At 27.6% G+C, this 25,882-nt stretch carries 28 protein-coding genes and 1 pseudogene; 17 read left to right on the forward strand and 12 right to left on the reverse strand.

The window, feature by feature from the left end; genetic code table 11:
- Nucleotides 1–43: 43 nt before the first annotated feature.
- The 8 genes from AVANS_RS04305 to murJ are packed head-to-tail and all read right to left on the reverse strand — an operon-like array spanning nt 44 to nt 9,080.
- Nucleotides 44–1,141: a site-2 protease family protein gene (locus tag AVANS_RS04305; protein ID WP_239818429.1), complete on the reverse strand. Its 1,098-nt coding sequence runs from the start codon at nt 1,139–1,141 to the stop codon at nt 44–46.
- Complete coding sequence (gene pgsA, locus AVANS_RS04310; protein WP_239818533.1) at nt 1,138–1,677, reverse strand: CDP-diacylglycerol--glycerol-3-phosphate 3-phosphatidyltransferase; 540 nt, start codon at nt 1,675–1,677, stop codon at nt 1,138–1,140. Before pgsA ends, AVANS_RS04305 begins: the two co-directional genes overlap by 4 nt.
- Nucleotides 1,677–2,459 (reverse strand): enoyl-ACP reductase, encoded by a 783-nt coding sequence (locus AVANS_RS04315; RefSeq protein ID WP_239818430.1) that lies wholly within the window; start codon nt 2,457–2,459, stop codon nt 1,677–1,679. Before AVANS_RS04315 ends, pgsA begins: the two co-directional genes overlap by 1 nt.
- Entirely contained in the window at nt 2,459–3,352 is an 894-nt protein-coding gene (dapA, locus tag AVANS_RS04320) for a 4-hydroxy-tetrahydrodipicolinate synthase (RefSeq protein WP_239818431.1), read from the reverse strand. The genes AVANS_RS04315 and dapA overlap by 1 nt, the downstream gene beginning before the upstream one ends.
- Nucleotides 3,349–4,578 carry a pitrilysin family protein gene (locus AVANS_RS04325; protein ID WP_239818432.1) on the reverse strand — a complete coding sequence of 410 codons (1,230 nt, stop codon included), beginning with the start codon at nt 4,576–4,578 and terminating at the stop codon, nt 3,349–3,351. The genes dapA and AVANS_RS04325 overlap by 4 nt, the downstream gene beginning before the upstream one ends.
- Before the next feature lie 2 nt (nt 4,579–4,580).
- A complete protein-coding gene (locus tag AVANS_RS04330) occupies nt 4,581–6,335 on the reverse strand; it encodes an ABC transporter ATP-binding protein (RefSeq protein WP_239818433.1) in 1,755 nt (584 codons plus the stop codon).
- Complete coding sequence (gene cysS, locus AVANS_RS04335; protein ID WP_239818434.1) at nt 6,332–7,678, reverse strand: cysteine--tRNA ligase; 1,347 nt, start codon at nt 7,676–7,678, stop codon at nt 6,332–6,334. Before cysS ends, AVANS_RS04330 begins: the two co-directional genes overlap by 4 nt.
- The gene (gene murJ / locus AVANS_RS04340; RefSeq protein ID WP_239818435.1) at nt 7,665–9,080 is read right to left on the reverse strand and encodes a murein biosynthesis integral membrane protein MurJ; all 1,416 of its coding nucleotides are present in this window, start codon (nt 9,078–9,080) and stop codon (nt 7,665–7,667) included. Before murJ ends, cysS begins: the two co-directional genes overlap by 14 nt.
- 62 nt (nt 9,081–9,142) lie before the next feature.
- On the opposite strand from murJ, the gene AVANS_RS04345 reads away from it, so the two are divergent.
- Genes AVANS_RS04345 through AVANS_RS04385 form a run of 9 tightly spaced genes read left to right on the forward strand, consistent with a single transcriptional unit; the run spans nt 9,143 to nt 17,465 of the window.
- Nucleotides 9,143–11,029: a flagellar assembly protein A gene (locus AVANS_RS04345; protein WP_239818436.1), complete on the forward strand. Its 1,887-nt coding sequence runs from the start codon at nt 9,143–9,145 to the stop codon at nt 11,027–11,029.
- The gene (gene ruvA, locus AVANS_RS04350) at nt 11,026–11,580 is read left to right on the forward strand and encodes a Holliday junction branch migration protein RuvA (protein WP_239818437.1); all 555 of its coding nucleotides are present in this window, start codon (nt 11,026–11,028) and stop codon (nt 11,578–11,580) included. Before AVANS_RS04345 ends, ruvA begins: the two co-directional genes overlap by 4 nt.
- A 9-nt stretch (nt 11,581–11,589) precedes the next feature.
- Complete coding sequence (locus tag AVANS_RS04355; RefSeq protein ID WP_239818438.1) at nt 11,590–12,606, forward strand: D-alanine--D-alanine ligase; 1,017 nt, start codon at nt 11,590–11,592, stop codon at nt 12,604–12,606.
- Nucleotides 12,606–13,100 (forward strand): thermonuclease family protein, encoded by a 495-nt coding sequence (locus AVANS_RS04360; RefSeq protein ID WP_239818439.1) that lies wholly within the window; start codon nt 12,606–12,608, stop codon nt 13,098–13,100. The genes AVANS_RS04355 and AVANS_RS04360 overlap by 1 nt, the downstream gene beginning before the upstream one ends.
- Nucleotides 13,097–13,249 (forward strand): hypothetical protein, encoded by a 153-nt coding sequence (locus AVANS_RS04365; RefSeq protein WP_239818440.1) that lies wholly within the window; start codon nt 13,097–13,099, stop codon nt 13,247–13,249. The genes AVANS_RS04360 and AVANS_RS04365 overlap by 4 nt, the downstream gene beginning before the upstream one ends.
- A complete protein-coding gene (locus AVANS_RS04370; protein ID WP_239818441.1) occupies nt 13,222–13,665 on the forward strand; it encodes a hypothetical protein in 444 nt (147 codons plus the stop codon). The genes AVANS_RS04365 and AVANS_RS04370 overlap by 28 nt, the downstream gene beginning before the upstream one ends.
- Before the next feature lies 1 nt (nt 13,666).
- A complete protein-coding gene (locus AVANS_RS04375; RefSeq protein ID WP_239818442.1) occupies nt 13,667–14,554 on the forward strand; it encodes a polyprenyl synthetase family protein in 888 nt (295 codons plus the stop codon).
- Complete coding sequence (gene hemA, locus AVANS_RS04380; RefSeq protein ID WP_239818443.1) at nt 14,554–15,777, forward strand: glutamyl-tRNA reductase; 1,224 nt, start codon at nt 14,554–14,556, stop codon at nt 15,775–15,777. Before AVANS_RS04375 ends, hemA begins: the two co-directional genes overlap by 1 nt.
- Nucleotides 15,777–17,465, forward strand: a complete 1,689-nt coding sequence (locus AVANS_RS04385) for a proline--tRNA ligase (RefSeq protein ID WP_239818444.1) — start codon at nt 15,777–15,779, stop codon at nt 17,463–17,465. The genes hemA and AVANS_RS04385 overlap by 1 nt, the downstream gene beginning before the upstream one ends.
- A 7-nt stretch (nt 17,466–17,472) precedes the next feature.
- Here the strand turns inward: AVANS_RS04385 and AVANS_RS04390 are convergent, their stop codons facing one another.
- From AVANS_RS04390 to AVANS_RS04405, 4 genes and pseudogenes are all read right to left on the reverse strand, one after another.
- The gene (locus tag AVANS_RS04390) at nt 17,473–17,823 is read right to left on the reverse strand and encodes a hypothetical protein (RefSeq protein WP_239818445.1); all 351 of its coding nucleotides are present in this window, start codon (nt 17,821–17,823) and stop codon (nt 17,473–17,475) included.
- 385 nt (nt 17,824–18,208) lie between these two features.
- Nucleotides 18,209–18,436 (reverse strand): hypothetical protein, encoded by a 228-nt coding sequence (locus tag AVANS_RS04395; RefSeq protein ID WP_239818446.1) that lies wholly within the window; start codon nt 18,434–18,436, stop codon nt 18,209–18,211.
- A complete protein-coding gene (locus tag AVANS_RS04400; protein ID WP_239818447.1) occupies nt 18,433–18,813 on the reverse strand; it encodes a hypothetical protein in 381 nt (126 codons plus the stop codon). The genes AVANS_RS04395 and AVANS_RS04400 overlap by 4 nt, the downstream gene beginning before the upstream one ends.
- Nucleotides 18,814–18,822: 9 nt before the next feature.
- Nucleotides 18,823–19,026: pseudogene (locus AVANS_RS04405) on the reverse strand (Rdx family protein); the annotation flags it as partial.
- A 163-nt stretch (nt 19,027–19,189) separates the two neighbouring features.
- Here AVANS_RS04405 and AVANS_RS04410 point away from each other — a divergent pair.
- The 8 genes from AVANS_RS04410 to AVANS_RS04445 are packed head-to-tail and all read left to right on the forward strand — an operon-like array spanning nt 19,190 to nt 25,880.
- Nucleotides 19,190–19,600, forward strand: a complete 411-nt coding sequence (locus AVANS_RS04410; RefSeq protein ID WP_239818449.1) for a Fur family transcriptional regulator — start codon at nt 19,190–19,192, stop codon at nt 19,598–19,600.
- A gap of 33 nt (nt 19,601–19,633) precedes the next feature.
- Nucleotides 19,634–20,437: a hypothetical protein gene (locus AVANS_RS04415; RefSeq protein ID WP_239818450.1), complete on the forward strand. Its 804-nt coding sequence runs from the start codon at nt 19,634–19,636 to the stop codon at nt 20,435–20,437.
- Nucleotides 20,438–20,439: 2 nt separating this feature from the next.
- Nucleotides 20,440–21,141, forward strand: a complete 702-nt coding sequence (gene ubiE / locus AVANS_RS04420) for a bifunctional demethylmenaquinone methyltransferase/2-methoxy-6-polyprenyl-1,4-benzoquinol methylase UbiE (protein WP_239818451.1) — start codon at nt 20,440–20,442, stop codon at nt 21,139–21,141.
- Entirely contained in the window at nt 21,128–22,657 is a 1,530-nt protein-coding gene (gene xseA / locus AVANS_RS04425) for an exodeoxyribonuclease VII large subunit (RefSeq protein ID WP_239818452.1), read from the forward strand. Before ubiE ends, xseA begins: the two co-directional genes overlap by 14 nt.
- Nucleotides 22,658–22,661: 4 nt before the next feature.
- The gene (serC, locus tag AVANS_RS04430; protein WP_239818453.1) at nt 22,662–23,738 is read left to right on the forward strand and encodes a 3-phosphoserine/phosphohydroxythreonine transaminase; all 1,077 of its coding nucleotides are present in this window, start codon (nt 22,662–22,664) and stop codon (nt 23,736–23,738) included.
- A complete protein-coding gene (locus AVANS_RS04435; RefSeq protein WP_239818454.1) occupies nt 23,735–24,493 on the forward strand; it encodes a prepilin-type N-terminal cleavage/methylation domain-containing protein in 759 nt (252 codons plus the stop codon). The genes serC and AVANS_RS04435 overlap by 4 nt, the downstream gene beginning before the upstream one ends.
- Nucleotides 24,494–24,501: 8 nt before the next feature.
- A complete protein-coding gene (locus AVANS_RS04440; RefSeq protein ID WP_239818455.1) occupies nt 24,502–25,455 on the forward strand; it encodes a prepilin-type N-terminal cleavage/methylation domain-containing protein in 954 nt (317 codons plus the stop codon).
- Nucleotides 25,452–25,880, forward strand: coding sequence for a hypothetical protein (locus AVANS_RS04445; RefSeq protein ID WP_239818456.1), 429 nt, complete (start codon nt 25,452–25,454; stop codon nt 25,878–25,880). The genes AVANS_RS04440 and AVANS_RS04445 overlap by 4 nt, the downstream gene beginning before the upstream one ends.
- Nucleotides 25,881–25,882: the final 2 nt, after the last annotated feature.

Consider the following 25,882-nt stretch of genomic DNA (forward strand, 5'->3'; position numbering starts at 1 on the left):
AACATAAAAAAAATTAAGAATTTGAAATAGGAATTTCAAATTCTTATTTTTCAATTATCCTTGTAATATCGTTAAAAGTTGCAAATATCATTAATGAAAACAATAATGCCATTCCAACATAGCTAAGTGTTAAAAATAGCTTTTGATTTACTTCTCTTTTTGTGATTAATTCATATAGATTAAACGCAATATGTCCGCCATCAAGCACAGGAATAGGCAGTAGGTTTAAAACCCCTAAATTAATTGAAAGTAGGGCAGTTATTAGTAATAATGTAGATATTCCTAAGCTTGCAGCCATTGTAGTAGTATCAGCGATACTTATTATACCGCCAAGGTTTTTAGGGCTAACTTCTGCTAAAATTAGTTTTTTAAGTCCTTCAAGTATTAAAAATGCTGATTTTATACTCTCATCTAAAGCCCATTTAAAAACGCCAAAATCTCTATGATATTCTATAAAAAACTCATTTTTAGGAGTTATTCCTAAAAGTGGTTTTGTGATAATTTCTCCGAAAATATTTTGTGTTTTGCCTTCATAGGTAGTAATGCTTAAATCAATAATCACACCATCTCTTAATACCTTAATATCAAGATTTTTGCTATCTACAAGTGGCTTTATATCATAAAAATCATTCACAGCTTTGCCATTAATTTCTAAGATTTTATCATTTAATTTAAGCTTTTTATCAGCATATTCGCTAAGCCCACCGATAGTTGGACTAAGCTTTTCAACACCTATAAAACCTAAAGAAATGTAGATTAAAAATGCTAAAAGTAGGTTAAAAAATGGCCCAGCAAAAAGTATTAAAATCTTTTTGAAAGGGTGTAATACTGTGTAACTATCTTTATCATAACTTTTATGACTTGGGTCGCTATCATCTTGACCTTTCATCTTTACATAGCCACCTAAAAAAATGCTTGATATTTGATAATCAGTGCCTTTGTAGTGTCTAATGAATATCGGCTTGCCAAATCCTATGCTAAAGCATAAAACCCTAACCTTAAAAAACTTTGCAGCCAAAAAATGCCCTAATTCATGAAAAAATATCAAAAACGAAAGTATCAAAATAGTAGCTAAAAAACTAGCCCCATAATGCCAAAAACAAAAAACTAAAACAAGCAAGGTTAAAAATAAGTTTTTCATTTTTTAACCTTAGCGTATTCTATTACATAAATTGCACCCGAATAAATAGTAAAGAAAAAGCATAAATAAAATAAAATATCCTTTCCCCACCAATCCATTAATAAAAATCCAATTGCAAGCATTTGAAAAGTAGTCTTTATTTTGCCACTCATATTTGCAGCAATTTTAAGCCCATCAGCAACTATCATCACCCTTAGTCCTGTTATAAAAAACTCTCTTACAAGGATAAAATAAACTAATATTTCATTTACTCTTCCCATCATCATAAGTCCTAAAAATGCTGCAAGAGTTAGCATTTTATCAGCTAGTGGGTCTAGGATTTCGCCTAAGATTGTCTTTTGATTCCAAGACCTTGCAATATACCCATCAAAAAAATCAGTAATAGAGGCGATTGTAAAAATTAAAGCCGCAAGGTAATTTATCCAAGTAATATGGATATTAAATTCCTGCATTAAAGCATTTGAATGTGTAAGCAATATAAATAAAATCGGTGCTAGGATAATCCTAGCACTTGCTAAAATATTTGGTAAATTCATCACTTAAATGTAGTTCCACCATCTACAATAAATGTATGACCTGTAACCCAACTAGCTTTATCTGTGCATAAGAATAGGCAAGCACCAGCTAGATCTTCAGGTTGTCCCATACGATTTAATGGGCTTAGATTCATTGTAGCTTGTTTTACTTCTTCGTAGTTTGTAAATGCTTTTAGAGCATCAGTATCAATTGGGCCACCACTTACAACATTTACACGAATATTTTTATCGCCTAGTTCAGTTGCTGCATATCTTGCCATAGCTTCAACAGCTGCTTTTGCAGTCCCATGACCTGCATAATTTTCTATATGAACTAGATTTCCTGTGCTTGAAATTGAGATTATGCTTCCGCCACCAACTTTTTCCATTCTCTTAGCTGCTTCTTGCGCTCCACATACGAAAGCATTAACAGTAGCTGTGAAAATATTGTTAATTCCTCTAGGTTTTAACTTCATAAACTTAGTATATCCACCTACAACTGCACGACCTGTGATAATTGCGTTTGATATAAAAAAGTCAACTCTATCAAAATCTTTATCAATTTCTTCAAATAATTCTTTATAAGTTTCTGGCTCAAGTATATTAAATGGATAGCATTTAGCCTTTACATTATAGTTTTTTTCTAAATCAGCTACGATTTCTTGTGCGATTTGCTCGTTTGAATTATAAGTAAATGCAACATTACAGCCTGCTTTTGCGAATTCATATACAATTGCCTTACCTATACCACGAGTTCCACCGCTTATTACTAATACTCTATCTTTAAAATTAATTTCTTGCATTAAAATCCTTTTATATCGTAATTTTTCATAACTTCTTCAATTTTTTTAAGATTTTCTTTGCTTGGAGCACTAAGCGGCAAGCGATATTCAAGGCTTGGGATAAGTCCTGCTATAAACATTGCTGCTTTTATTGGAATTGGGTTGCTTTCGCAAAATAAAATCTTGTTTATATTATAAAGTTTATCGTTAATAGATTTTGCTTCTTTATAATTTTCTTTTAGTGCTTCGTGAGTTAAATTAGCTATTTCGTTTGGTAAAAGGTTTGATGTAACGCTGATTACGCCACTTCCACCATTGCTTAAAATAGGATAGTTTATACTATCTTCTCCACTTACTAGCCTTAATCTAGGCTCATTTGCTAATAAATCAACGCATTTATCAATACTTCCACTAGCTTCTTTTACTCCGTAAATATTAGGGCAATTTCTAAAAAGCTCAATTATTGTTGAACTTGCAATCTCACAACCAGTTCTTCCTGGAACATTATAAAGCATGATAGGAATATCTATTGAATTAGCAATCGCTTCATAATGCTTATATAAACCACTTTGCATAGGCTTATTATAATATGGTGTTATGCTTAAAATCCCATGAGCTCCACAATCTTGAGCGAATTTTGCTAAAGAAATTGCTTCGTGAGTTGCGTTTGAGCCTGCACCTGCTAGAACTTTTACATTTGTTCCTTTGCAAACTTCAACCGCTATTTCAATACATCTTCTATGCTCTTCGTGAGTTAATGTTGGGCTTTCTCCAGTAGTGCCAACAGGAACAACAGCATCAATGCCATTTGCTATTTGTCTTTTTATAAGTTTTTCGTAGCTTACCTCATCAATTTTATCATTTTTAAGTGGCGTAATAAGAGCTGTCATAGCACCTATAATTTCTTTTTTCATACTTTCTCCTTTAAAATTAATTGCGTTAAATTATCATCTTTTAGGTAATGTTTAAATACAAGATTTAGTTTTTTATAATCTAATTCTTGTATTTTAAGCGAATTTAAAAAGACATTAGCATCACCAAAACATTCAAATTTCCCTATGCCATTAGCTAAGGCGCTTGCGTTTGATTTTACTTGATTTATACTTAATTCTAATTGATTATAAATAGTTCTTGCGTCTAATTTGCTAAATTTTGTTTTATTAATTAATTCTTTTAATTTTTTAATGGCTGTTTTAGGATTAATATTTTCATTACAAACTCCAAAGATTATAAATAAATTTTCAGCCCTTGAACTTTGAGCGTAAAAGTCTAAATCAGCACAAAGATTATAATCATTTAGCATTTTGTTTTTAATAATTGAGTTTTTATCAAGATTTAAAAATATAGAAATTGCCTTTAAATATTCAAAATCTTCATGGTTAAATGCAGGTATTTTATAAGCAAGTGCAAAAAGATTGGAATTTAGATTAGGAAATTGCAAATTGATTTCTTTTAATCCCGTTCTATCAGGTTCTATTGCTTTATTAATTTTAATTTTTTTAGGCTTTTTATCTTTAAATAATTCTTCGCAAACACTAAAAACATCAATACCTTCTAAATCCCCACTAATTACAATGCAAGCATTATTTGGTGCGTAGAATTTATTATAAAAATCTTTTACGATTTTAGGAGTAAGATTTGCTATATCATCGGCAAATCCAATAGGCGTCCAATGATAGCTTGATTTAACAAAAGCATAATTATATAAAGCATTGTATAAGTAGCCAAAAGCATCATTTCCAACCCTAAGACGCTCTTCTTCTAATACCACATCTCTTTCTTTATAAAACTCATCTTTATTAAATAACAAATCGCTCATCATACTTGAATAAAGCTTTAAGACTTTTTTAATATGAGTCTTAGAAATATTTACATAATATTGAGTGTAATCAAAACTAGTGCAAGCGTTATTTACTCCGCCAAGACTTTTAATAATCTCATCAAACTCACCAGCCTTATGATCCTTCGTGCTTTTAAACGATAGGTGTTCAAGTAGATGAGCTATTCCACTTCTTCCTAATTCTTCATAACTTGAGCCAACTTTGTAAAAGACATTAACACTAACTACGCTTGAATTATCGTTTAAATTAATCGCATATATTTTTAAGCCATTTTCTAAAACTTTATTTTCTATATTCATTTTTAACTTTCTTCATAATTTGCTTTTAGATTTTTATAATATTGATTATTTTCTAAACTAGCATCATTTCCATAGCCAACTTGCTTAGTATTATCTAAAACCAAGATATTATCAGCAATTGCAATTGAGTTTAGTCTATGAGCTATTAGAATGATAATTTTATCTTTTTTAATATTTACTAAGCTTTTTGAGATTAGGTTTTGGCTTTCATTATCTAAGGCACTTGTTGCTTCATCAAAAATAATTATCTCAGGGTTTTTATAAAAAGCCCTTGCAAGTGCTAAGCGTTGCCTTTGACCGCCACTAAAATTGCTACCTTTTTCGTTTAATTTAGTATATATTCCATCAGGTAAAGCATTTACGAAATCTAAAGCATTAGCTAATTTTAAAGCTTTTATAACTTGTTCTTCATTAAATTCATTTGCATAAGCTATGTTTTCTGCAATGCTTTCGCTAAATAAATATATATTTTGAGTAACGATTGCTATTTTTTCCCTAAGACTATTAAGCGAATATTCTTTATAATCTTCATTATTGATTTTAATAGCTCCATCACTTAATTCATAAAATCTTAAAATCGTATTTACTAAAGAGCTTTTACCACTGCCACTTTTTCCTATAATTGCAGTAATTTCTCCTTTTTTAAACTCTACATTAATATTATCTAAAGCTGTTTTTTCATCGTATTTTAAACCTATATTATTTAGGCTTAGTGTTTTAATTTCCGAATTCAAATTCCTTTCGCCACCCTTAATCTCAGGCTCAAGGTCAAGTAAATAAAATGTCCTTGTGCTTGCTGCTAAGTTTGTTTGAAGACTTGCATATAAATTTGTAATTCTTTTAACTGGTGTATAGATTAAAAATAAAGCTGTTAAAAACGAGAAGAAATTTCCTATTTGCATAGAGCCATTGATTACTTCCATTCCGCCTATTATTATGGTTGCAGATACACCTAATGCCCCAAAAGTTTCCATTATAGGGCTTGTAAAGGCATTTATTTTAGTTCCACGATAAATTAGCTTAGCTACATTATCATTGCAATTTTTATATTTGTTTAATTCTAATTCTTCAGCATTTGATGATTTTACTAGCTCAATATTGCCTAAAATCTCATTTAATCTTGAAGTTAGACTTGCGTAATTTTGTTGAGTTGCTACACCTATGCTTTTTAGCTTTTTTATAAAATATCTAATAGGAAGCATTGCAGCAGGCAAAATTATGAAAGCAAAAAAGGCTAATTTTGGACTTTGAGTAATTACTACTGCAAGTAAGCCAATTGTTGTAATAATTTCTCTTGTCATTTCAGGGATGAAATTAGTTAAGACATTTTGTAAGCTTCCTATATCATTTAATGAGCGTGATATTAATTCTCCGCTTGAATGTTTTTGAAAAAATTTCATATCCATTACTATGATTTTTTTAAGGATTTTTTGCCTTAGTCTTCTAGTAATTTCTATACCTATAAAACCCATATTTATTGTTTGCATATAAAGCCCAAGGTTTTTTATAAAATATAAAGCAAACACACCAAAAGGCAAGATATAAAGCAAGGTTACATCTTTTTCTACAAAGATTTTATTTAAAATCGGTTCAATTATTTTAGCACTCCCAGCAGTTCCAGCAGAAGCTAAAATCATACCGATAATTGCTAGAAAAAACCTTAGCTTATAATCTTTAAAATAGTGTTTAAATCTTTTTAAAACATAGCCTAATTTTAATTGATCTACGTTTTGGTTTTCTATCTCTTTAAGGTTCATAAAATCTCCCAATCAACGCCATTAGGAGTATCTTGAATACTAACTCCAAGCTTATTTAATTCATCTCTTATATTATCAGCTTTTGCGTAGTCTTTGTTTTGTTTAGCTACTTTTCTTTGTTCAATCAAATCAAGAATTTGAATTCGGAATTTCTCATCGCAGTTTTGCAAATAATCATTTGGCTTAAGCAAGCCAACGCCTATTAATTCACAAATAGCTAAAAACTCATCTTTTATAGTATCATTAGGCTTAATTACATTTACGCAATTTATCCATTCATCTATAATCGCAAGAGCTTTTGATGTGTTTAAATCATCGCTTAAAGCATTGATTAATTTATCTTTTAACTCACTTTTAGGTGCTATTAAATCTATATTAATCTCATCTAAGCTTAGCCTTTTTTTAAGTCTATATATTTTATCAAGGCGTTTTTTAGAGGCTTTTAAATCATCTATCGTGTAATTAAAATCTTGTCTATAATGAGTGCTTAATAAATAAAATCTTAAAGTTTCTCCATTAAATTCTTTTAAAGCGTCTTTTACAAAAAAGCTATTATTTAGACTTTTACTCATTTTTTCGTTATTGATATTTACAAAGCCATTATGTAGCCAAAAATCAGCTAATTCATTTTTAGTTGCTAAGCGGCATTGACAAGCTTCGTTTTCGTGATGTGGAAATAATAAATCAGCTCCACCACAATGAATATGAAGTTTAGGAAAAATATCTAAAATCATGCAAACGCACTCAGTATGCCAGCCAGGACGACCTGTGCCAAAACTAGCATTATAATATTTATCATCAAATTTCCATAATACAAAATCACTTGCATTTAGTTTAGCAGCTTCATTTTCAAGTCTTGAAATAGTTTCATCTTGAGGTTTGTTTGAAATACTTAGATAAAGATTATCAAGGCTTGTATTTAAATAAATACCATCATCTAATTTATATGCGTATTTTAATTCAAGTAATTTTTCAATAAAGCTAATCATTTGATTAACATATTCGGTTGCTCTTGGGCTAATATCAGGCTTTAAAACATTTAAAGCTTTCATATCGTTTTCATAACTTTTTATATAAAACTCGCTAATTTCAGCTAAACTTTTGCCGCTTTCGTTCATTTTTTTGATTAATTTATCATCTATATCTGTATAGTTTTTAGCTAATTTTACAGCTTTGCCATTTGCCCTAATTACTCTTTTTAATAAATCAAAAGAAATGCTTGATCTTGCATGTCCAAGATGTGCATCATCATAAACAGTTGGACCACATACATAGATATTTACGCATTCATCGTTACTAATAAATTCTTCTTTTTTTCTTGTTTTTGAATTAAAAAATTGCATTTAAAAATCCTTTTATATATATTAAAACATAAGCAAAAATTATGCTAAAAACAATAATTCCAAGCCAAATAAAAGGTCTTAGAATACCCAAAAAGCGTGAATAAGAAAACACTTTTAAATAAGCAAGTAAAATAAACCAAGCACAAATATTTGCACTAATACAAAAAGCCAAAATCCCAAAATATTTTATTAAACTAAGCGAGCTAATAATACTTATAAAGCAAGAAATTATTGAAATTTTTGCAGCTTTTGAGTGTAAATAATTTGCATTTATCCAAGCTAAAAATAATCTTGAAAGCCCAAGTGGAACAATGCAAAGTATATAAAGCCTTAAAACCTTAGCACATTCAATGGTATTTTCGTGAGTAAAGGCTCCTCTTTCAAATAAAAGCTTGATTATTTCTTCACTTAAAATATATCCTGTAAGTGCTGCTAGAATTAATAAAAACGACATTAATTCAAAGATTTTTTGAATATTTGAAATAGCGTTTTTTATTTTTCCTTGTTTTATATAAGCTATTAGGCTAGGAAAAAATACTTGAGTAAAAGCAATGGCAATTAAAGCAAGTGGTAATTGATAAAGCCTAGTTGAATAATTAAGATATGAAATACTTGCACTTGCTAATGAGCTTGCAAGGGCTAGTTCTATAATAGAATTTAGCTGAGAACTTGATGAGCCTATTAGTGATGAGCCAAAGTTTTTAAAGAAATCTTTTAAAGAGATTTTGCTTTTAAATTCCTGTTTTAAATTCCTTGTAAAAATTATCATTGAACGAAAGATTAAATTATCTTTTAAAGCAAGTGTTAAAATAAATATTTGAATAAATGCACTTACTAAAATAAAATAAGTAATCATTCTTAAAAGCTCAATTTTTTCTAAGTCTTTAAAAATTAGCATTGCAAACATACAAGCAAAATTAAATATAGACGCACTAATGCTAGTTATAAAAAATCTACCTTTATAATTAAGCAAAGATGCAAGAAAAGAAGCACAAAAAATAATAAGCAAATACCAAATATTAAGCCCAACCAAAGGAGCTGCTAAAACCTGCAAATCATCGCTAAAACCATAAGCAATTAATTTTGTAAAAAAGGAAGAAAAAATATAAACCACTAAACAAATAAGGCTTAAAATACTTATAAAAATTGTTAAGATTTTTACACAAAATTCGCCTTTTCGCTTTGTTTTTGCTAGGTTTGGTAAAAAGCTTTGATTAAAAGTTCCTTCGGTAAAAAGGGTTCTAAAAACGCTAGGAAGTTTAATCATTACAAAAAATATATCCGAATAAATACTTGCCCCTAAAAATCTAGCTAATAAAAAATCTCTTCCAAAACCACTAATTCTAGAAATTAAAATACCGAAAATGTTAAAAAAATATTTTTTTATTAATTCTTGTTTCATTTATTTTACTTTTTTAATTTTTTTTTAGGTATATTAACGAAAAAAAATTAAAGGCTTACAATTTGGAAAAATACAGAATTAAGACTACAAAACCTTATGATGAATTAACAAATTATGCTAATCAATTTAATTTAGATATAAACAATTTAGATTTTAAAGTAATTCATTATGAAACTATCGTTACAAAAGATGGAATGAGTCAAACACTTTTAGAACATGAATTAGAAGTATTTAATGATGATAAGTTTTTTAATGATGATATGAAGATAGAGCAGGTTTATGAAATAGAAATCATAGAAAAGATTTATCCTTTAATAGAATTTAAAATAGGAACTAACAAAAATATTACTAAAGTTGTAGCTAATTTTAGTGCTATTAATTATGATGAAAATATAGAAATTTCAGAAGTAATTGAAAATATTAGAGATTTAATAAATAAAAGACTAATTAAGGCTGGAATTTTATTAGGTATTAGGGAGTTTTCTTTTCAAGAACAACTTATAAAAATGTTAAGAGCATTTGAGAGCAAACAATTAATGGAGGCAAATATTGTATTAGCAAGGGGGATTGACCCTGTTAACGCGATTAATTCAACTACTAAATTATATTATCAAGATAAAAAGCAAGATGAAAATGCAAAAAAGCTTGATTATTCTCAGCGTGGTTTTATAAACGCAATAAGCAAAGATGAATTAATCATGGAATTTATTAAACCTATAAAAGCAATTAATGGAAGAGATTTAAAGGGTAATGCTATTGATGCAAGTAATGTTAATTTAAATAATGAGCCAGATTTTAGAGTAAGTGAGAATATTAGAGCTGTTAATGATGAATTAAGCATAAAGTATTATGCAAATATTAATGGTTATATTACATTTTCTTATAGAGATAAATTATATGATATAAAAGATAGTGTAAGCGTTCAAGCAGTTGATTTTAAAACAACAGGCTCAATTGATGCAGGAATTAATAAAGACATTACTTTAAATATAGATGAGCAAGATTATTTAAAAGATGCTATAGGAGCAAATTTAAGCATAGAAGTTAGCACTTTAAATGTAAAAGGAAATATCGCACAAAATTCAGTAGTAAGAGCAAAAGAAGCAAATATAGGCGGACAAACTCACTCAAAAAGTAAAGTTTATGCAAAAAAAATCAATATAGAAGTGCACAGAGGATATTGCGAAGGCGATGAGATTTTAGTAAATAGATTAGAGAATGGAACAATAGTTGGTAAAATCGTAAAAGTAAAACACGCTTTAGGTGGCAAAATAATAGCAAATAAAGTTATAGTTGATACTCTTACAACCAATACAAATATAGAAGTTAGTGAAATTGCTTTAGTTAAAGAATGTTTAGGAGAAAATAATAAGTTTTTAGTAAGCGCTAGTAAATCTCCTATAATTGTCAAAAATCTTGAAAAAACTTTAGCAAGTTTAGCTGATACTAATAAAGATTTATTAGCTATACCAAAATTAATTGAAAGTAAAAAATCAATAATTGATGCTAATAAAGATAGCATAATGCAAATTAGACAAAGATTAGCAGAAATGAAGCAAAGTCAAATTACTCCACCTACTGCTTTTTTACAAAAAATAAGAGATTATCAAAATATTGTTACAGAATATAATGATTTAGTAATTAAGCTAAAGGACTTAAAAGATAAACAAAGAGATTTAGAAGATAATTTAAAAATATTGCAAAATAAAGTCTATGAAGCAAAGGTTATAAACCTTAGTAAATGGGCTAATTTAAATGAAATTAAGTTTAAATTATTATATCCTGATATAGAGCTAGCGTATAACACTAAAGCTAATGAAGAGATTTATTGCTTAAAGCTTGAGCGTATTATGAAAGGCGATGAAGAAAGTGCTAAAATCGTAATGCTTAACAAGGCTCAAATCGGAGAATTTGAAAATGAATTTGTAGATGAAAGGCAAGAGAATTGATAGTATATTTAGAAGGCGAAGTTATTAAAAAAACTCCAACTTATATAACATTAAAAACTTATGGAGTAGGTTATGGAGTAAATCTTAGTTTATTAACAGCTGCAAAGATTAATAAACAAGATAAGGTAGCTTTATTAATAACTCAGATTATTAAAGAAGATTCACATAAATTATATGGCTTTTTAGAAGAAAGCGAACAAATATTATTTGAAGTTTTAATTAAGGTAAATGGAATAGGTGCAGCAAGTGCTATGGCACTTTTATCTTCAATGGATGTTGCTAGCTTACAAAGTGCAATTATTAATGAAAATGCAAAAGCTTTATGTAAAGCTCCAGGAATCGGAGCAAAAACAGCTAGTAGATTAATATTAGAATTAAAAGATAAAATAATTAAACTTGGCATTAGTGCAGAAAACAATTATTATTACGAAGCAAGCGAAGCATTACTTGCGCTTGGGTTTAAACAAGATGCAGTGATTAAGGCTTTAAAAGATATTAATGCAAATAGTGTTAGTGAAGTAATAAAACTAGCTCTTAAAAAATTAAGTTAAGGAAAAATAATGAAATATGCAATGATTTTTGGTGGTAATTCATACGAGCATGAAATAAGTATAGTAAGTGCTGTAACCGTGGCAAAATTATTAGATGATGTAATTTTTATTTATGTTAGTTTTGAAAATGAATTTTATTTAATAGATAAAAACAATATGAATGCAAATTATTTTGCAAAAGGAAGTTATAAAAGCTTAAAACCTTTAATTTTACAAAAAGGCGGATTTTTTGTTAAAAAAATGCTAGGTTTTGAAAAAATTAATTTTGATGTAGCTATAAACATAGTTCATGGAAAAGATGGAGAAGACGGCAAAATCGCATCATTATTTGATTTTTATAATATTTCATATATAGGACCTAGAACTGCAGCGAGCGTGCTTAGTTTTGATAAGCATTTAACTAAGATTTATGCAGATGAGGTTGGAGTTAAGACAATACCTTATAAATTATTAAAAAGTAAAAATGATGAAGTAGAATTTCCTGTTATTTTAAAACCAGCAAGGCTTGGAAGTAGTATAGGAATAAACATTGTAAAAAATAAAGAAGATTTTGCATATGCATATGATAGCTCAAGCGAATTTGATGAAAAGGTTTTAGCAGAGCCTTTTATTGAAAATATAAAAGAAGTAAATTTAGCTGGATTTTTTGATGGCGAAAAAATAATTTATTCAAAAATAGAAGAGCCTAAAAAAGATGGGCATTTAGATTTTGATCAAAAATATTTAAGCTTTAAACAAGAAAAAATTGAAGAAGTAGTATTAAATGAAGAAATAGTAAATAAGCTTAAATCTGCATTTGCTAATCTTTATATGCCTTTGTTTAAAGGTGCTTTGATTAGATGTGATTTTTTTATAAAAGATAATGAAGTTTATTTAAATGAAATAAATCCAAATCCAGGTTCTTATGCAAATTATTTATTTGATGATTTTAAAACTTGCTTAGAAAAACTAGCAAAAGCAGTAGAAAAAGAGCCAAAAATTAAAGAAAATTTTGCATTTTTAAACAAAATCGTAAGAGCTAAATAATGAGATTTATTTTAATTTTTTTACTAAGTCTTAATTTGTTTGCAGGAGAGTATTTTGTATCAAAAGTAATGGACGGAGATACTATTCAAGTAAGAAATGGTAAGAAAAAATTAAAAATAAGATTATACGGAATTGATGCACCAGAAACTAGTCAAAATTTTGGTGCATATTGCACTAAAGTATTATCATCAAGAGTTATTGGTAGAAATGTGGATTTGAAATTTAAAGGCAAAGATAAATATAAAAGACATATAGCTATTGTGTATCTTGATGATGTTGATATAAATCGTTATATGGTTCAAGAAGGTTGTGCTTGGGCTTATTCTTATTATACAAATATGTATAAAAGCGATGAATTAAAAGCTAAGCAAGAATTAAAAGGCTTATGGATAGATAAAAACGCACAAAATCCTTATGAGTGGCGTAAAAAACATAAGCATAAAAGAAGCGAAAGCGAAGAGCTTATAAAACTATTTAAATGGTTAGTAGCATGAAAAGATTTATTATATTATTAGCTATTGTTTTTAGTTCTTGTGCAAGTAAAGATGGGATTAGACTTCATTATTATGAAGATTGTAATGAATTTTATGACGCAGCAGGAGTGTATCACAAAGAATGTCCAAACAATATTATAGATTTTTAATATTTATTTTCTTTAGCATAAATTTATTTGCTGGAGTTCCTAATTTTGCTTATGAAAAAGAATATAATTTAAAAAAAGATGAATTAGAATGGTTTTTCATAAGTCCAAAAGGTGAAGAGAAATGGCAAAAATATGCTTTTAGATGGACGCATTTTGATAATACAAATTTGATTTTGCTAACTAATTATAAAGATTATAAAAACTATAAAAAACAATATGTTTTATCGCTTAGAAGAAAGTTAAATTATGTAAAAGAACAGATTTTGCCTGATTATAAAAATCCTAGCATTGATAAGGTTACACTTTTTTTAGAATTTAAGGATTTTAAAGATAATAAAGCTAAAATAAAAGTTTTGGTAATTGATAATGATGGAAGAGTAGATATTGAGTTTAATAAAAATTTAAAAGGAAAGTAGTATGGAAAGAATTGATTTTTATATAAATGAGTTTATAAAAGAGTTAAAACATCCTAGTATTTACGAATATTTAGCCAAGGTAAATCATGGTAAAAGGCTTCGCTCAAAACTTATTTTAAAAATAGCAGGAGTTAGCGAAGATGCTTATAAATTATGTGCTGTGATTGAATGTATTCATCTAGCTTCACTAATGCACGATGATGTAATTGATGAAGCACTTACGAGAAGAAATGCTCCAAGCATAAATGCTATATATGGCGATAAAACTGCAATTATGTTAGGTGATATTTTATATTCAATTGCCTTTTATAATTTATGCTCATTTAAAAGCGAAATAGCAGCTTGTGTTGGTCGTGCTGTTGCATTGCTTAGTAGTGGGGAATTGCTTGATGTTGAATTAGGTGAGAGTTTTAATGAAGATGAAAGTAAGTATTATGAAATGATTTACAAAAAAACTTCTTCATTAATAGAAGCAAGTGCTTATGCTGCAGCACTTTTGGCTGATTATTCTAATGCAAATGATTATAAAGAATTTGGTAAAAATCTAGGAATTGCTTTTCAAATTGTTGATGATATTTTAGACATTACTCAAGATGAAGCAACTTTAGGTAAGCCAAATCTAAACGATTATAAAGAAGGCAAAGTTACCTTGCCATATATTTTACTTGATAGGGTTTTACAAGGCGATGATAAAGCAAGGCTTAGATCTTATTTTTGCAAAAGCTTAAATAAAGATGAGCAAGACTGGATAAAAGAAAAATTCTTAAAATACGACTTAATAAACAAAAGTATAGAAGTAGCTAAAGATTACGGCGAAAAAGCATTAAATTATGCTAGCAATGATGAATTAAAAGACATTGTTAAAAAAATGATTTTTAGGGAGTTTTGATGCATTATTTTAGCGTTAGCTTTACTCATAAAAATACGAGCATAGAAGTAAGAGAAAGGCTAGCATTAAGCGATGAATTTAAAAAAAATGAGCTTTATAGATTAATTTTAGCTAATGAATTTATAGATGAATGCGTAATTTTAAGCACCTGTAATAGAATTGAGATAATGTGCTATGTTGAAAGTGGGGTAGGTGTTTATGAGTATATAATCAAATGCCTTTGCTTAATTTGTAAAATTGATGAGCAACTTATTAAAAATTCGCCTGATATTTATGAAGATAGTGGATTTATTCATCATTTATTTAGTGTAGCAAGTTCTCTTGATAGTCTTGTAATAGGAGAAACCCAAATTACAGGTCAGTTAAAACAAGCAATGCAAAGTACTGAAAATAATCCTAATCTTGAAGTGGCTATTAATTACGCATTTAAATGTGCTGCAATGGTAAGAAACAAAACAAAGATTTCAAAAAACTCAGTATCAGTTAGCTCGGTTGCAGTTGCAAAAGCTAGAGAATTAATGGATTTAAAAGATAAAAAAATCGTATTAATCGGAAGTGGCTTGATGATAGAACTTGCTGCAAAACATCTTTTAAATCATACAAAAGGAAATATTTCAATAATTTCAAGAACTAAAGAAAATGCTTTAAAATTAGCTAATGAATTAGGACTTAATTGCTTAGATTATGAAGATTTAATTCCTATTTTAAATTCCAATGAAGTTTTCTTTTGTGCTACAAGCGCAAATGAGCCGATAATTACTAAGGATTTAATAAAAGAAGTTGATTTTAAAAGATATTTCTTTGATATTGCAGTGCCAAGAGATATTGAGCTTGATAATTCTAATTTAATAGAAGTTTATAGCGTTGATAGCCTAAATGAAATAGTTAAGAAAAATATGCAATTTAAAGATGAAGAAGCAAAAATTGCATTTAGCGTAGTAGCAAAAATGGTGAATGAATTTTACAAGGATTTAAATGTAATTCAAGTAACTCCTATTATAAAAGCTATGAGATTTAGAGCGCAAGATATAATCAATAAAGAATTAAATATAGCGATAAAAAAGGGCTATTTAAAAAATAGCAATAATGAAGAAGCCTTAAAATTTGCAAAGCAAGTTATGAAGTCTTACTTGCACGATATTACGATAAGACTTAAAAATATTGATGAAGTAGGTTTAGAAACCGAAAGCCTAAATTATATATTTGATGTAAAGGAAAACTAATGAAATTTTCAAAATTATACGCACCAACAAGCAAAGAAGCACCAAGAGATGCCGTTTTAAAAAGCCATATCTTACTTAGTAGAGCCGCATATATTGAACAACTTGGCTCAGGTCTTTATAGTTATTTACCATTAGGACTTGAAGTGCTAGAAAATATAAAAAATGTGGTAATAAAGCATATGAAAAACGCAGGAGCAAATTATCTAAATCTTAGCTTTGTTTGTCCTTTAAGTTACTGGGATGAGAGTGGTAGAAGTGCTAAATTTGGTAAAGAATTATTAAGATTTAAAGATAGAAAAGAAAATGATTTTATCCTAAGCCCAACAGCAGAAGAAGCAATAGTTGCGCTTGTTCGTGGAAAAATTACAAGTTATAAGCAATTACCTATAAATCTATTTCAAATTCAAACAAAATTTAGAGATGAAGCAAGACCTAGATTTGGACTTTTTAGAGCTCGTGAGTTTATTATGAAAGATGCTTATAGTTTTCATGATTCTTACGAATCGCTTGAAGATGAGTTTTTAAATATGCAAGAAGCGTATTGTAAAATTTTTGATGAATTAGGATTAAATTACGCAATAGTAGAAGCTGATAGTGGAGCAATCGGCGGAAGTGGTTCAAGGGAATTTATGGTGATTAGTCCTAGTGGAGAAGATGATTTAGCGCTTTGTGAATGTGGATATTGTGCAAATATTGAAACAGCAAAAAGAGCAAAAAGAACTTTTAGTAAAGAAATTGAAGCTGATTTTGCTAAATTTCATACACCAAATGTAAAAACCATTGAAGAATTAGCGAATTTTTTTAAATGCAAAGAGCATAATTTCATAAAAGCTATTGTAAAAAAAGCAATTTATGTTGATAAAGAAGAATTAATCGCATATTTTATAAGAGGTTGCGATGAATTAAACGAAACTAAGGCTTTAAATGCTGCTAATGCACTTGATTTAGTAGATGCAAGTGAAGAAGAATTAATTAAGGCTAATTTAGTTCCAGGTTTTATAGGTCTTAAAGATTGTCCTATTAGATTTTTTATAGATAGTGAATTAAAAGATGAGAGTAATTTAATTTGCGGAGCTAATGAGCTTGATTATCATTATGTAGGATTTAAGGTTACTAGTTTTTTAGATGAGCGTTATTATGATTTAAGTTTAGTTAAAGAAAACGATGAATGCCATGTGTGTAAAAAGCCTTTAAAACTTACAAAAGGTATTGAAGTAGGCCATATTTTCAAGCTTGGGGATAAATATTCAGCTGCTATGAATGCGACTTATCTTGATAATAATGGAAAGGCAAAGCCATTTATAATGGGTTGCTATGGCATAGGAATTAGTAGGCTTTTAGCAGTTATTGCAGAGTGTAGTAATGATGAAAACGGACTAATCTTTAGTAAAAACATAGCGCCTTATGATTTAGAAATTGTAATTTCTGATATAAAAAATGAAGAGCAAGTAAAATTCGCTAATGAATTATATGAGTATTGCTTAGCGAATAATATTAAAGTTTTACTTGATGACAGAAACGAGCGTTTTGGTGTGAAGATGAGTGATTATGAGCTTATTGGCATTCCATCAGCTGTTGTGATCGGTAAGAAATTAAGCGAGAATTTAGTAGAATTTAGAACTAGAGCAAACTTAGAAAAATGTGAGATTAATATAAACGATATTAAAGCTCATTTAAAAACTATATAATTAGGCATTATTTTTTGCCTAATTTACTTCTAAAATCATTAAATAATCGTAATAAGTAAAATACTAATAAATAATATAAGCAAGCTAAAACTAAAGTTTGCTTTGCTACATTATTTAAATAACTTATAGCATATATGCTAATTGCTATTAATGAATAGCCAAAAACTACATTAATTTTCTTAATAACCAAATGAATGATAAGGCACATTATCATAATTATAGGTGCTATAAATACGCTTATTTTAAATATATCGTTTAATGATATATTATGCATTCCATGAGCTGAAAACATAATAACACAAATATAAAGCAAGGATAAATAAATAAACGCAATGAGTATTGATGATAAAATTTTCATAAATCTTCCTTAAAATCAAAGCTTAATTTAAAATTAGAATTTTAGCTATTTTTGATTAATCCGCTAAAGTTTGAAATTCCTAATTCAAATTCTTTTAGTTTTTAAATACTTAAATATAAGCTTTAAATACTTTTATATTTCTTCTTTTCTAACTCTTGCTCGGAGTGTTTGTGTGGTTTGGCAATTGAGTTTGGTTGAGTTTGGTTGAGTTCCGAGTTTATAATGATTATCAATAGATTTTGCTTAAACTTTTAAAGAATTTGAAATAGGAATTACTAAAAAATATTTAGACTTTATAGAAGAAAAAACATTAATTAAAAAGCTAACTTCTAAACTTCTTAAAAATATTCTTGTAAGTGCTAAAAATAAACTTTAAAGCAAATTCCTATTTCAAATTCTTTTTTATTTTCTTATGATTTGTTTTAGGCGTTTCGTCAAGTGTTTTTAGTATTGTTTCACAGCGTTTAAAGATTAGTATAAAAATCAGTATAAAAAAGCTAAAAAAATAAGTAGTTTTAATGTCTTTACTATAATAAATATAAACATTACTAATACATAAAAATATCAAAACTCCACTTAAAACATAGCCACATTTAATAAGATAAAGTTTCATATAATTTTCTTATAAGAATAAATTGCAAAATATATCAAAAATGCTAAAAATACAAGCTCTTTTGCAAATAATATAAATATTTGCATGTCAATATTAAATAAAAAATTAGCAGTAATTTTGATTATATTAAACAAACAAAAAGCACTAGCACCTGATAATAAATAAAAACAAAGCTTATAAAAATCGTTCTTTAGCTTATCGTTTGCTTTAAAAAGTAGTATAGTATTTATCATATAAGCAAAAGAGCAAATCAAACAAAATCCATATACTAAAGTTCTCATAGTAAAAAAATAAAATAAATTAATACTACTAAACGACAAAACAAAAATTATAAAAAGCACTATAAATCTGCATTTATAAAGCTCATAATGTTTCATTTAAATCCTTTAAGCTAAATTATATGCCTTAATTAAAGAGCTTATTTCATTTGCATGTGGAAATCTTTTGTTATCACATCCTATTAATTCATTTTTTGAATATATTTTTTCATCATTTATAATTACTATAAAATCGCCTTTACTTCCTATTTCAAATTCCACTTCAATACCTTTAAACCCGCCTATTAGTTCATCTGCAATCCTTGCAGCTTGTGGTTCGTATTTTCAAGCGTTGCAATAAATGATTTTCGCTTTCATTTTCTCTCCTTACATAATTATTACAAATTTAAAATAAATTAATTAATAATCATAAATATTAAATTATTTATTGTATTCTTTACTAATTAATAAAAAATGTTATTTAGTAAAGGTAAATATGAAGTTTTTAGAAATTTTAAAAGAAAGAAAATTAAAAGCAACACCGCAAAGAATAAGCATATTAAGAGTGTTGTCAAAACACGAACATCCTAGCATAGATGAATTATACGAACAAATAAAGCTAGAATATCCAGCGATTTCACTAGCTACTGTGTATAAAAATTTAAGCACAATGATTGATGAAGGTTTGGTTGTTGAAATAGCAATCCCTAATGATAAATCAAAATACGACATTTATGAATACGAACATATTCATTTAGTTTGTAATAATTGCAAAAGCGTATTTGATTTAGATAAGGTTAAAGCTGGGCTTGATAAGTATCAAGAAAGCTTACAAGAAAAGTTAGAGCATAGTATTGATAATATAAAAATTACTGCATTTTTAAGCACTTGTTCAAATTGCAAATAATATAAGTTAAAATTAGTGAAAAAAGGAGTTTAGGTGAGCATTTTAAAACACTTTCTCTTTTTTACACTAGAAGGTAATTTAGAGTTCAAAAAGCTTAAAGATAGTTTTTGCTTATATGATGATAGCTTATATAAGCTTGATATTATTGATAATGAATTATATTTTTTAAAAGCTAGTTTAGGAAGATTAGATATAGAATATCAAACTAGCTCATTAAAATTAGATGATGTAAAAAGCAAAAGCTTAAAATATAAAAGAGTGGTAGCATCTTCAAAACTAATTGAGAGTTTTAATAATTTTTATGTTTGCACTATGCTTGATGAAAGTAGTCGAGATGGACTTAAATTTAGCGAATATGAAAGATTAAAAATATTTTTAACCTACGGACTAAAAGCAAAGGATTTAAGCATTAGCATAGGTCTTGCTTTAAGAATATATATGTTTTATTTAAGCATAAACTCAAAAAGCGATGAAATAAAAAAATTATTAGATTTATTTAGTTTTATTTATCAAGAAAATATAGTAGATACCATTAAAAACGCTAATGAATTTTATGATAATTTATCTTGCGTTATCTTAGATGAGGCTAATTTTTACACGAATGAATGTGCGAAAGTAAATTTTACTAAGATATTTTCTAAGGTTTTAAGAAAAGAAGCGATTAAAGTATTAAGATACGAAGAAAACACCGATAAATTAATTTTATTACTTGATTTTTTAAGCTTTTTTAAAAGTCATAAAAAGCTAGATTTATCTGAAAAACTATTAAAAAACAAAGCCGTTAAAAAAACAGCTAGAAAAATTAGTAAAATAGCTAGAACTTATTATTTAGGATAATTATGCAAAAACAAGAAAAAATTGTAGAAATGTTTAATGAAATAGCTCCAAGCTATGATAAAGCTAATAAGGTTTTAAGTTTTGGAATTGATGCTAAATGGAGATTTGATGCAATTTCTAAAGTAAAAGAACATATTAATTTAAACTCAAATCTAAATATAGCTGATATTGCTTGTGGAACAGGCGATATGTGTGCTTTATTAAAGCAAATTCCAAACTCAAAAGTAATAGGAATAGACCCAAGTAAAGGTATGCTAGAAGTTGCTAAAAAGCGTTTTTTAGATGTGGAATTTGAATTAGGATATGCAAATAAGCTGCCTTTAGCTGATGAGAGCGTTGATTTGATTACTATTAGTTATGGCTTTAGAAATGTTGTAGAAAAAGACGAAGCATTAGAAGAATTTAGAAGAGTTTTAAAACCTAATGGAGTTCTTTTGGTTTTAGAATTTTTCAAAAGAGAAAAAGGTGGCATCATAGGCTTTTTCCGTGATTTTTATCTTAAGAAAATCCTACCTATAATAGGTGGAATGCTTAGTAAAAACAAAGCAGCTTATGAATATTTGCCAAATTCTATTGATGATTTTTATTCAAATGATGAATTTAAAGAAAAGTTAAAAGAACATAAATTTTCTTTAAAACTATTTAAAACTTATAGTTTTGGTGTTAGCTCATTGTTTATTGTGAGTAAAGATGCTAGCAAATAAGGTAGAAAAAACTTATTTTTCTGTAAGCGAAATCAATAATCTTGCGAAAAATAGCTTAGAAAATACTTTTTTTAATGTAGCAATACAAGGAGAAGTAAGCAAGATTACAAACCATACTTCAGGGCATTGGTATTTTACTATTAAAGATGAATTATCAAGCCTTGATTGCACTATGTTTGCAAACTACAATAAAGGCAAGGCAAATTTATTAGTAGGAAATAAAATTATTGCCATAGGAAAATTAAGCATATATCCAACTAATGGCAAATATCAATTAAATTGCACGGATTATGAATTAGCCGATGGTTTAGGTAAATTACAAGCAGCATTTAATGAGCTTTATAAAAAGCTTGAAAAAGAAGGCTTATTTTCAAGTATTTACAAAAAACAAATCCCAAAACATATAAACAATATCGCAATAATTACAGCTATTAATTCAGCAGCAGCTAAAGATATTTTAAGAGTATATGAAAATAATCAAAGCTATTTAACAAAATTAGTTTTTTATGATAGCTTAATGCAAGGCGAAAATGCTAGTAAAAAAATAATTGAATGTATAAAAAAAGCTAATTTAAACAATCACGATGTAATTTTAATCGCTCGTGGTGGTGGTAGCAAAGAAGATCTATTTTGCTTTAACGATGAAGCTTTAGTAAGAGAAATTGTAAAATCAAATATACCTATCATTACAGGCTTAGGACACGAAATTGACACCCACTTAAGTGATTTAGCAGCTAGTAAATACTATGCAACCCCAACTGCTGCAATGCAAAGCCTTGTTTATAATAAATTTGATAGATTGCTTGATCTTGATAATTTGCAAAATCATTTTACTTTACAAGTAAAAAGACAAATGAATAAAAAACAGCAAGATTATTTATATCTTTCAAGTAAATTTTCAAAAAAAGAAGTTAGCTTTAAGTTTAATTCATATAAAAATAACTTATTAAATAAAAAGATTTTACTAGAAAAAAATATAAAAAATATTTTAAAAAATAATGAAAATAGCATAAAAAACTATGAAAATAATCTAAAAAATAATCTAAACAAATCTTTAGAAAAAAAGCAAAAAATATGCGAAGATTATAAAAATAAAATAAACATAGGAAAGATTAAAAGCGATATTGCTAATATGCAGTTTAAATTAAGCAATTATGACAAAGCAATAAAAGCAGATTTTAGCAAGAATTTAACGCAAAAAAATGCTAAATTACAAGAATTTTCTAATATAAAAAACAAAATCAATTTTAAGCTAAAAATAGCAAGTGAAAATATTTTAAATAAAAAAACTTTATTAAATAATAGCTTTAAACCTAAATTTAAAGAAAAATATGTAAAAATAAACAATTATCATCAGATTTTAAGCACTCATCAAGCGTTTTTAGAGAGCATAAAAGAATATGCAAGAATTATGAAAAATAATAAAGCAGTTAGTTTAAAATCTTTAAAAGTAGGCGATGAAATAGTTTTAAAATCATTTGATAGTGAAAAATTAGCAAAGATTATAAAGGAGTAAAAAAATGAGACAATATAATTTTAGTGCAGGTCCATCAGAATTACCATTAGAAGTATTAAAAGAAATTCAAGAAGAATTATTAAGCTATAAAAACAACGGCTTTTCAATCATGGAAATAAGTCATCGCTCAAGCTACTATGAGCAAATGCATAATGACGCTATAAAAGATGCAAAAGAGCTTTATGGAATAAATGATGATTATGAAGTAATTTTCGTTCAAGGTGGAGCTACTATGCAATTTAGCTTATTAGCTATGAATTTTAGCCTTGATAATAAGCCATGTGAATACATTGATACTGATGTTTGGACGCAAAAAGCTTGTGAAGAAGCTATCTTAGCAGGGGTAAATGCAAAAATTGTAGCAAGCTCAAAAGATAGTAAATATAATTATATTCCAAAAGTTAGTTTAAATAGCGATAGTTCTTATACTTATATATGCTCAAATAACACGGTTCATGGAACTCAATACAAGCAACTTCCTATTTCAAATTCTCCTTTGATTATTGATGCTAGTTCGGACTTTTTTTCAAGGAAATTAGACTTTTCAAATATAGGCGTTTTATATGGTGGAGTTCAAAAAAATGCTGGTATAGCAGGATTTGCTTGTTTGATTATTAGAAAAGATTTGTTAGAAAGAAGCAAAAACAAATCAATGCCTAAGATGTTTAATTACAACACTTACGCTGATAACAATTCATTATTTAACACTCCTCCTACATTTGCTATTTATGTATATGCAAAAATTATGAAATGGATTAAGGCAAAGGGTGGCCTTGATGTGATAAATAAAGAAAACGAAATAAAAGCTAAATATCTTTATGATATTATTGATAATAGTAGTTTTTATAAAGCTTATGTGAATAATGAAGATAGGTCGATTATGAATGTTTGCTTTACAACAGGAAATGATGAATTAGACTTAGAATTTTGGAGCAAAGCTGCTAAAGAGCACAATATGCTAGGCTTAAAAGGGCATAAAAAACTAGGCGGTTTAAGAGCTAGTATTTATAATAGTGCTAGTTTAGAAAAAGTAAAAATTCTAGGTGAATATATGAAAGAATACGAAAGGGTTCGTGGATGAAAAAAGGCTTTTCATTAATTGAACTTATATTTGCTATGGTTGTTATTGGAATTTGCATTGCTGCAATTCCAAAAATAGTAAATGCGAGTTTAGAAAGTGATGAGATTAGTTATAAACAAGAATATTTTTATGAAGTAAAAGAATTTTATGGGCTTATTAGAAACTTGCCTTTTAGTAAGCAAAATGTATCTTATGATGATTATAAACAAAATAGTTTATTATCTCAATTTATTGCAAATTGTGGTGGTGTTATATCAAAATTTATACCGCAATATGAATTAAGCGAATTGAGTTTAATTAATATAAATCCAAGATATGGAAGGGGTTTTAGTAGCAAAGGTAGTCTAGGAATTGATATTTTAATAAATGGTATTCGTGGTAATTATAATAATACAACTTTTACAAATGCTTTAAGTCAAAGTTTTTCATATAAGTTTGCAGACCCAGCAAAAGGCTCTAAGGTTGATAGTAGTTATATTTTTAAGACCATTGGAAAAATATCTGTAGTACCTTATAAGCCAAAGACAAAAACTGATAGTTTTTTTGCAACCATTGATGGCTGTGATAAAGAAATAGCCTTAATGTATCCATTACAAATATATGATGATAAGAATGAAATATTTTTATCTTTTGATACATTTTATAATACCTTTGGAAGACTTGATAGTATTTATAGTCAGTATTCTATGATGACAAAAGATTCAGCATGGCAAATTACAAATGAAGATAAATTAAAAAGTTATCTTAATTTATAAGGAAATTTATGAAAAAAGCTTTTACAATAATTGAATTAATAGTAGTAATTGTTATATTAGGAATTGTTGCAGGACTTGGAATTGAGATTATTAAATTTTCTTACGACAACGAACAAAGAGTAAGGATATTAAATGAGCTTGAATTAAAATCACAAGTTACAATGGACTTTTTAACAACACATTTAAATAATGCTATTAAAAATAGTTATAGATTAAAAAAACAAGAGAACTCAGAATGTGCTAATTCTATTACTGATTGTAAATTTGTATTTAACATGAGTAAGACTTCTTTAAAAGATAGTGATTTTAAGATTTTTGAATGGGCTAGAATAGCAATAACTGATAAAAAACAAGGCAAGTGGGATGGATTAAATGAGACAAGATATGTTATTGAAAAGGCTGTAAATAATAAATCAGATTGTTACGATAATTTAGCAAATCCTAACTATTTTCAATGTTTTTCGCAAAAAAAAATAAATCAAAAAATAATAGATAATTATAGCGAAGGAACAATACTTGGCATATATTTCTTAGGAGATAATATTGCAACTTCAACTTCATTTATGGAAAAAGATTTATATGACTTTGAAGTATATTCTATAACTTCTACTGCTGGAACTACAAGTAAGGCAACTAGAATTAAATTAAGATTAGATGAGAAAAATTTCACTATGAGTAATGTTTATGTATTGGTTGATAAGATTGAAGGTGTTATTTATGATGGCACAGAAAATAAACTTAAATATTATAGTTATGATTATAAAGATAAAAAACCAAATTTTGTAACAAATACAAAAGACATAGCTAAAGTTACTTTAGTTAATCATGTAAGCGATTTTTCTATAAGCAGTAATAACGGAGTTACAACGCTTAGATTATGCTTAGAAGCAAAAGATTTACCAGGTAGTTTTATTAACAAAAAAACAACAATTTCAGTATGTAAAACGGGAGTTATATTATGAAAAAACCTGCTTTTAGTTTAATTACTGCTATTATTTTTATTATCTTAGTAAGCGTTGTTGGGGTTTTGACATTAACTTCTTCAAAAAGCACATTGTCATTTGCTTCAAGAGCTTATTTAAAAGAACAGGTTGAGTTTTTAATGGACGGAGCTAGAGCTAGGGCTTTGGCTGATTGGTTTAATTCAGGCGATCCTACTAAAAATGGTGGTATATATGCAGGTGGTACGCAAACTAGGACATATTATTATCCTAGCGATACTGATAGAAAATATATAATTACAATAGAATATTTTAAAGTTAATCCAAATGGTGCTTTAAAATTTGATAAAAACACTGTTTTGGCAAGAATTAGTGTTGAAACAGGGGTAGAATTATCAAAAATAGCAAAGATTAAATTAGTTAGAGATTACACAATAGGAAATTAATT

The sequence above is a fragment of the Campylobacter sp. RM5004 genome (assembly GCF_022369455.1).
Taxonomy (GTDB): Bacteria; Campylobacterota; Campylobacteria; order Campylobacterales; family Campylobacteraceae; genus Campylobacter_E.

Bases quoted from the DNA above. Each gene is read 5' to 3' on its own strand.
- AVANS_RS04435 (WP_239818454.1), top strand. From the start codon at position 23,735: ATGAAAAAAGGCTTTTCATTAATTGAACTTATATTTGCTATGGTTGTT.
- AVANS_RS04360 (WP_239818439.1), top strand. From the start codon at position 12,606: ATGAGATTTATTTTAATTTTTTTACTAAGTCTTAATTTGTTTGCAGGA.
- AVANS_RS04390 (WP_239818445.1), bottom strand. From the start codon at position 17,823: ATGAAAATTTTATCATCAATACTCATTGCGTTTATTTATTTATCCTTG.
- AVANS_RS04395 (WP_239818446.1), bottom strand. From the start codon at position 18,436: ATGAAACTTTATCTTATTAAATGTGGCTATGTTTTAAGTGGAGTTTTG.
- AVANS_RS04445 (WP_239818456.1), top strand. From the start codon at position 25,452: ATGAAAAAACCTGCTTTTAGTTTAATTACTGCTATTATTTTTATTATC.
- AVANS_RS04305 (WP_239818429.1), bottom strand. From the start codon at position 1,141: ATGAAAAACTTATTTTTAACCTTGCTTGTTTTAGTTTTTTGTTTTTGG.
- AVANS_RS04440 (WP_239818455.1), top strand. From the start codon at position 24,502: ATGAAAAAAGCTTTTACAATAATTGAATTAATAGTAGTAATTGTTATA.
- ubiE (WP_239818451.1), top strand. From the start codon at position 20,440: ATGCAAAAACAAGAAAAAATTGTAGAAATGTTTAATGAAATAGCTCCA.
- murJ (WP_239818435.1), bottom strand. From the start codon at position 9,080: ATGAAACAAGAATTAATAAAAAAATATTTTTTTAACATTTTCGGTATT.
- AVANS_RS04325 (WP_239818432.1), bottom strand. From the start codon at position 4,578: ATGAATATAGAAAATAAAGTTTTAGAAAATGGCTTAAAAATATATGCG.
- AVANS_RS04375 (WP_239818442.1), top strand. From the start codon at position 13,667: ATGGAAAGAATTGATTTTTATATAAATGAGTTTATAAAAGAGTTAAAA.
- AVANS_RS04330 (WP_239818433.1), bottom strand. From the start codon at position 6,335: ATGAACCTTAAAGAGATAGAAAACCAAAACGTAGATCAATTAAAATTA.
- pgsA (WP_239818533.1), bottom strand. From the start codon at position 1,677: ATGAATTTACCAAATATTTTAGCAAGTGCTAGGATTATCCTAGCACCG.
- AVANS_RS04400 (WP_239818447.1), bottom strand. From the start codon at position 18,813: ATGAAACATTATGAGCTTTATAAATGCAGATTTATAGTGCTTTTTATA.
- AVANS_RS04385 (WP_239818444.1), top strand. From the start codon at position 15,777: ATGAAATTTTCAAAATTATACGCACCAACAAGCAAAGAAGCACCAAGA.
- AVANS_RS04410 (WP_239818449.1), top strand. From the start codon at position 19,190: ATGAAGTTTTTAGAAATTTTAAAAGAAAGAAAATTAAAAGCAACACCG.
- AVANS_RS04370 (WP_239818441.1), top strand. From the start codon at position 13,222: ATGTCCAAACAATATTATAGATTTTTAATATTTATTTTCTTTAGCATA.
- hemA (WP_239818443.1), top strand. From the start codon at position 14,554: ATGCATTATTTTAGCGTTAGCTTTACTCATAAAAATACGAGCATAGAA.
- AVANS_RS04315 (WP_239818430.1), bottom strand. From the start codon at position 2,459: ATGCAAGAAATTAATTTTAAAGATAGAGTATTAGTAATAAGCGGTGGA.
- AVANS_RS04355 (WP_239818438.1), top strand. From the start codon at position 11,590: ATGAAATATGCAATGATTTTTGGTGGTAATTCATACGAGCATGAAATA.
- xseA (WP_239818452.1), top strand. From the start codon at position 21,128: ATGCTAGCAAATAAGGTAGAAAAAACTTATTTTTCTGTAAGCGAAATC.
- serC (WP_239818453.1), top strand. From the start codon at position 22,662: ATGAGACAATATAATTTTAGTGCAGGTCCATCAGAATTACCATTAGAA.
- dapA (WP_239818431.1), bottom strand. From the start codon at position 3,352: ATGAAAAAAGAAATTATAGGTGCTATGACAGCTCTTATTACGCCACTT.
- cysS (WP_239818434.1), bottom strand. From the start codon at position 7,678: ATGCAATTTTTTAATTCAAAAACAAGAAAAAAAGAAGAATTTATTAGT.
- AVANS_RS04365 (WP_239818440.1), top strand. From the start codon at position 13,097: ATGAAAAGATTTATTATATTATTAGCTATTGTTTTTAGTTCTTGTGCA.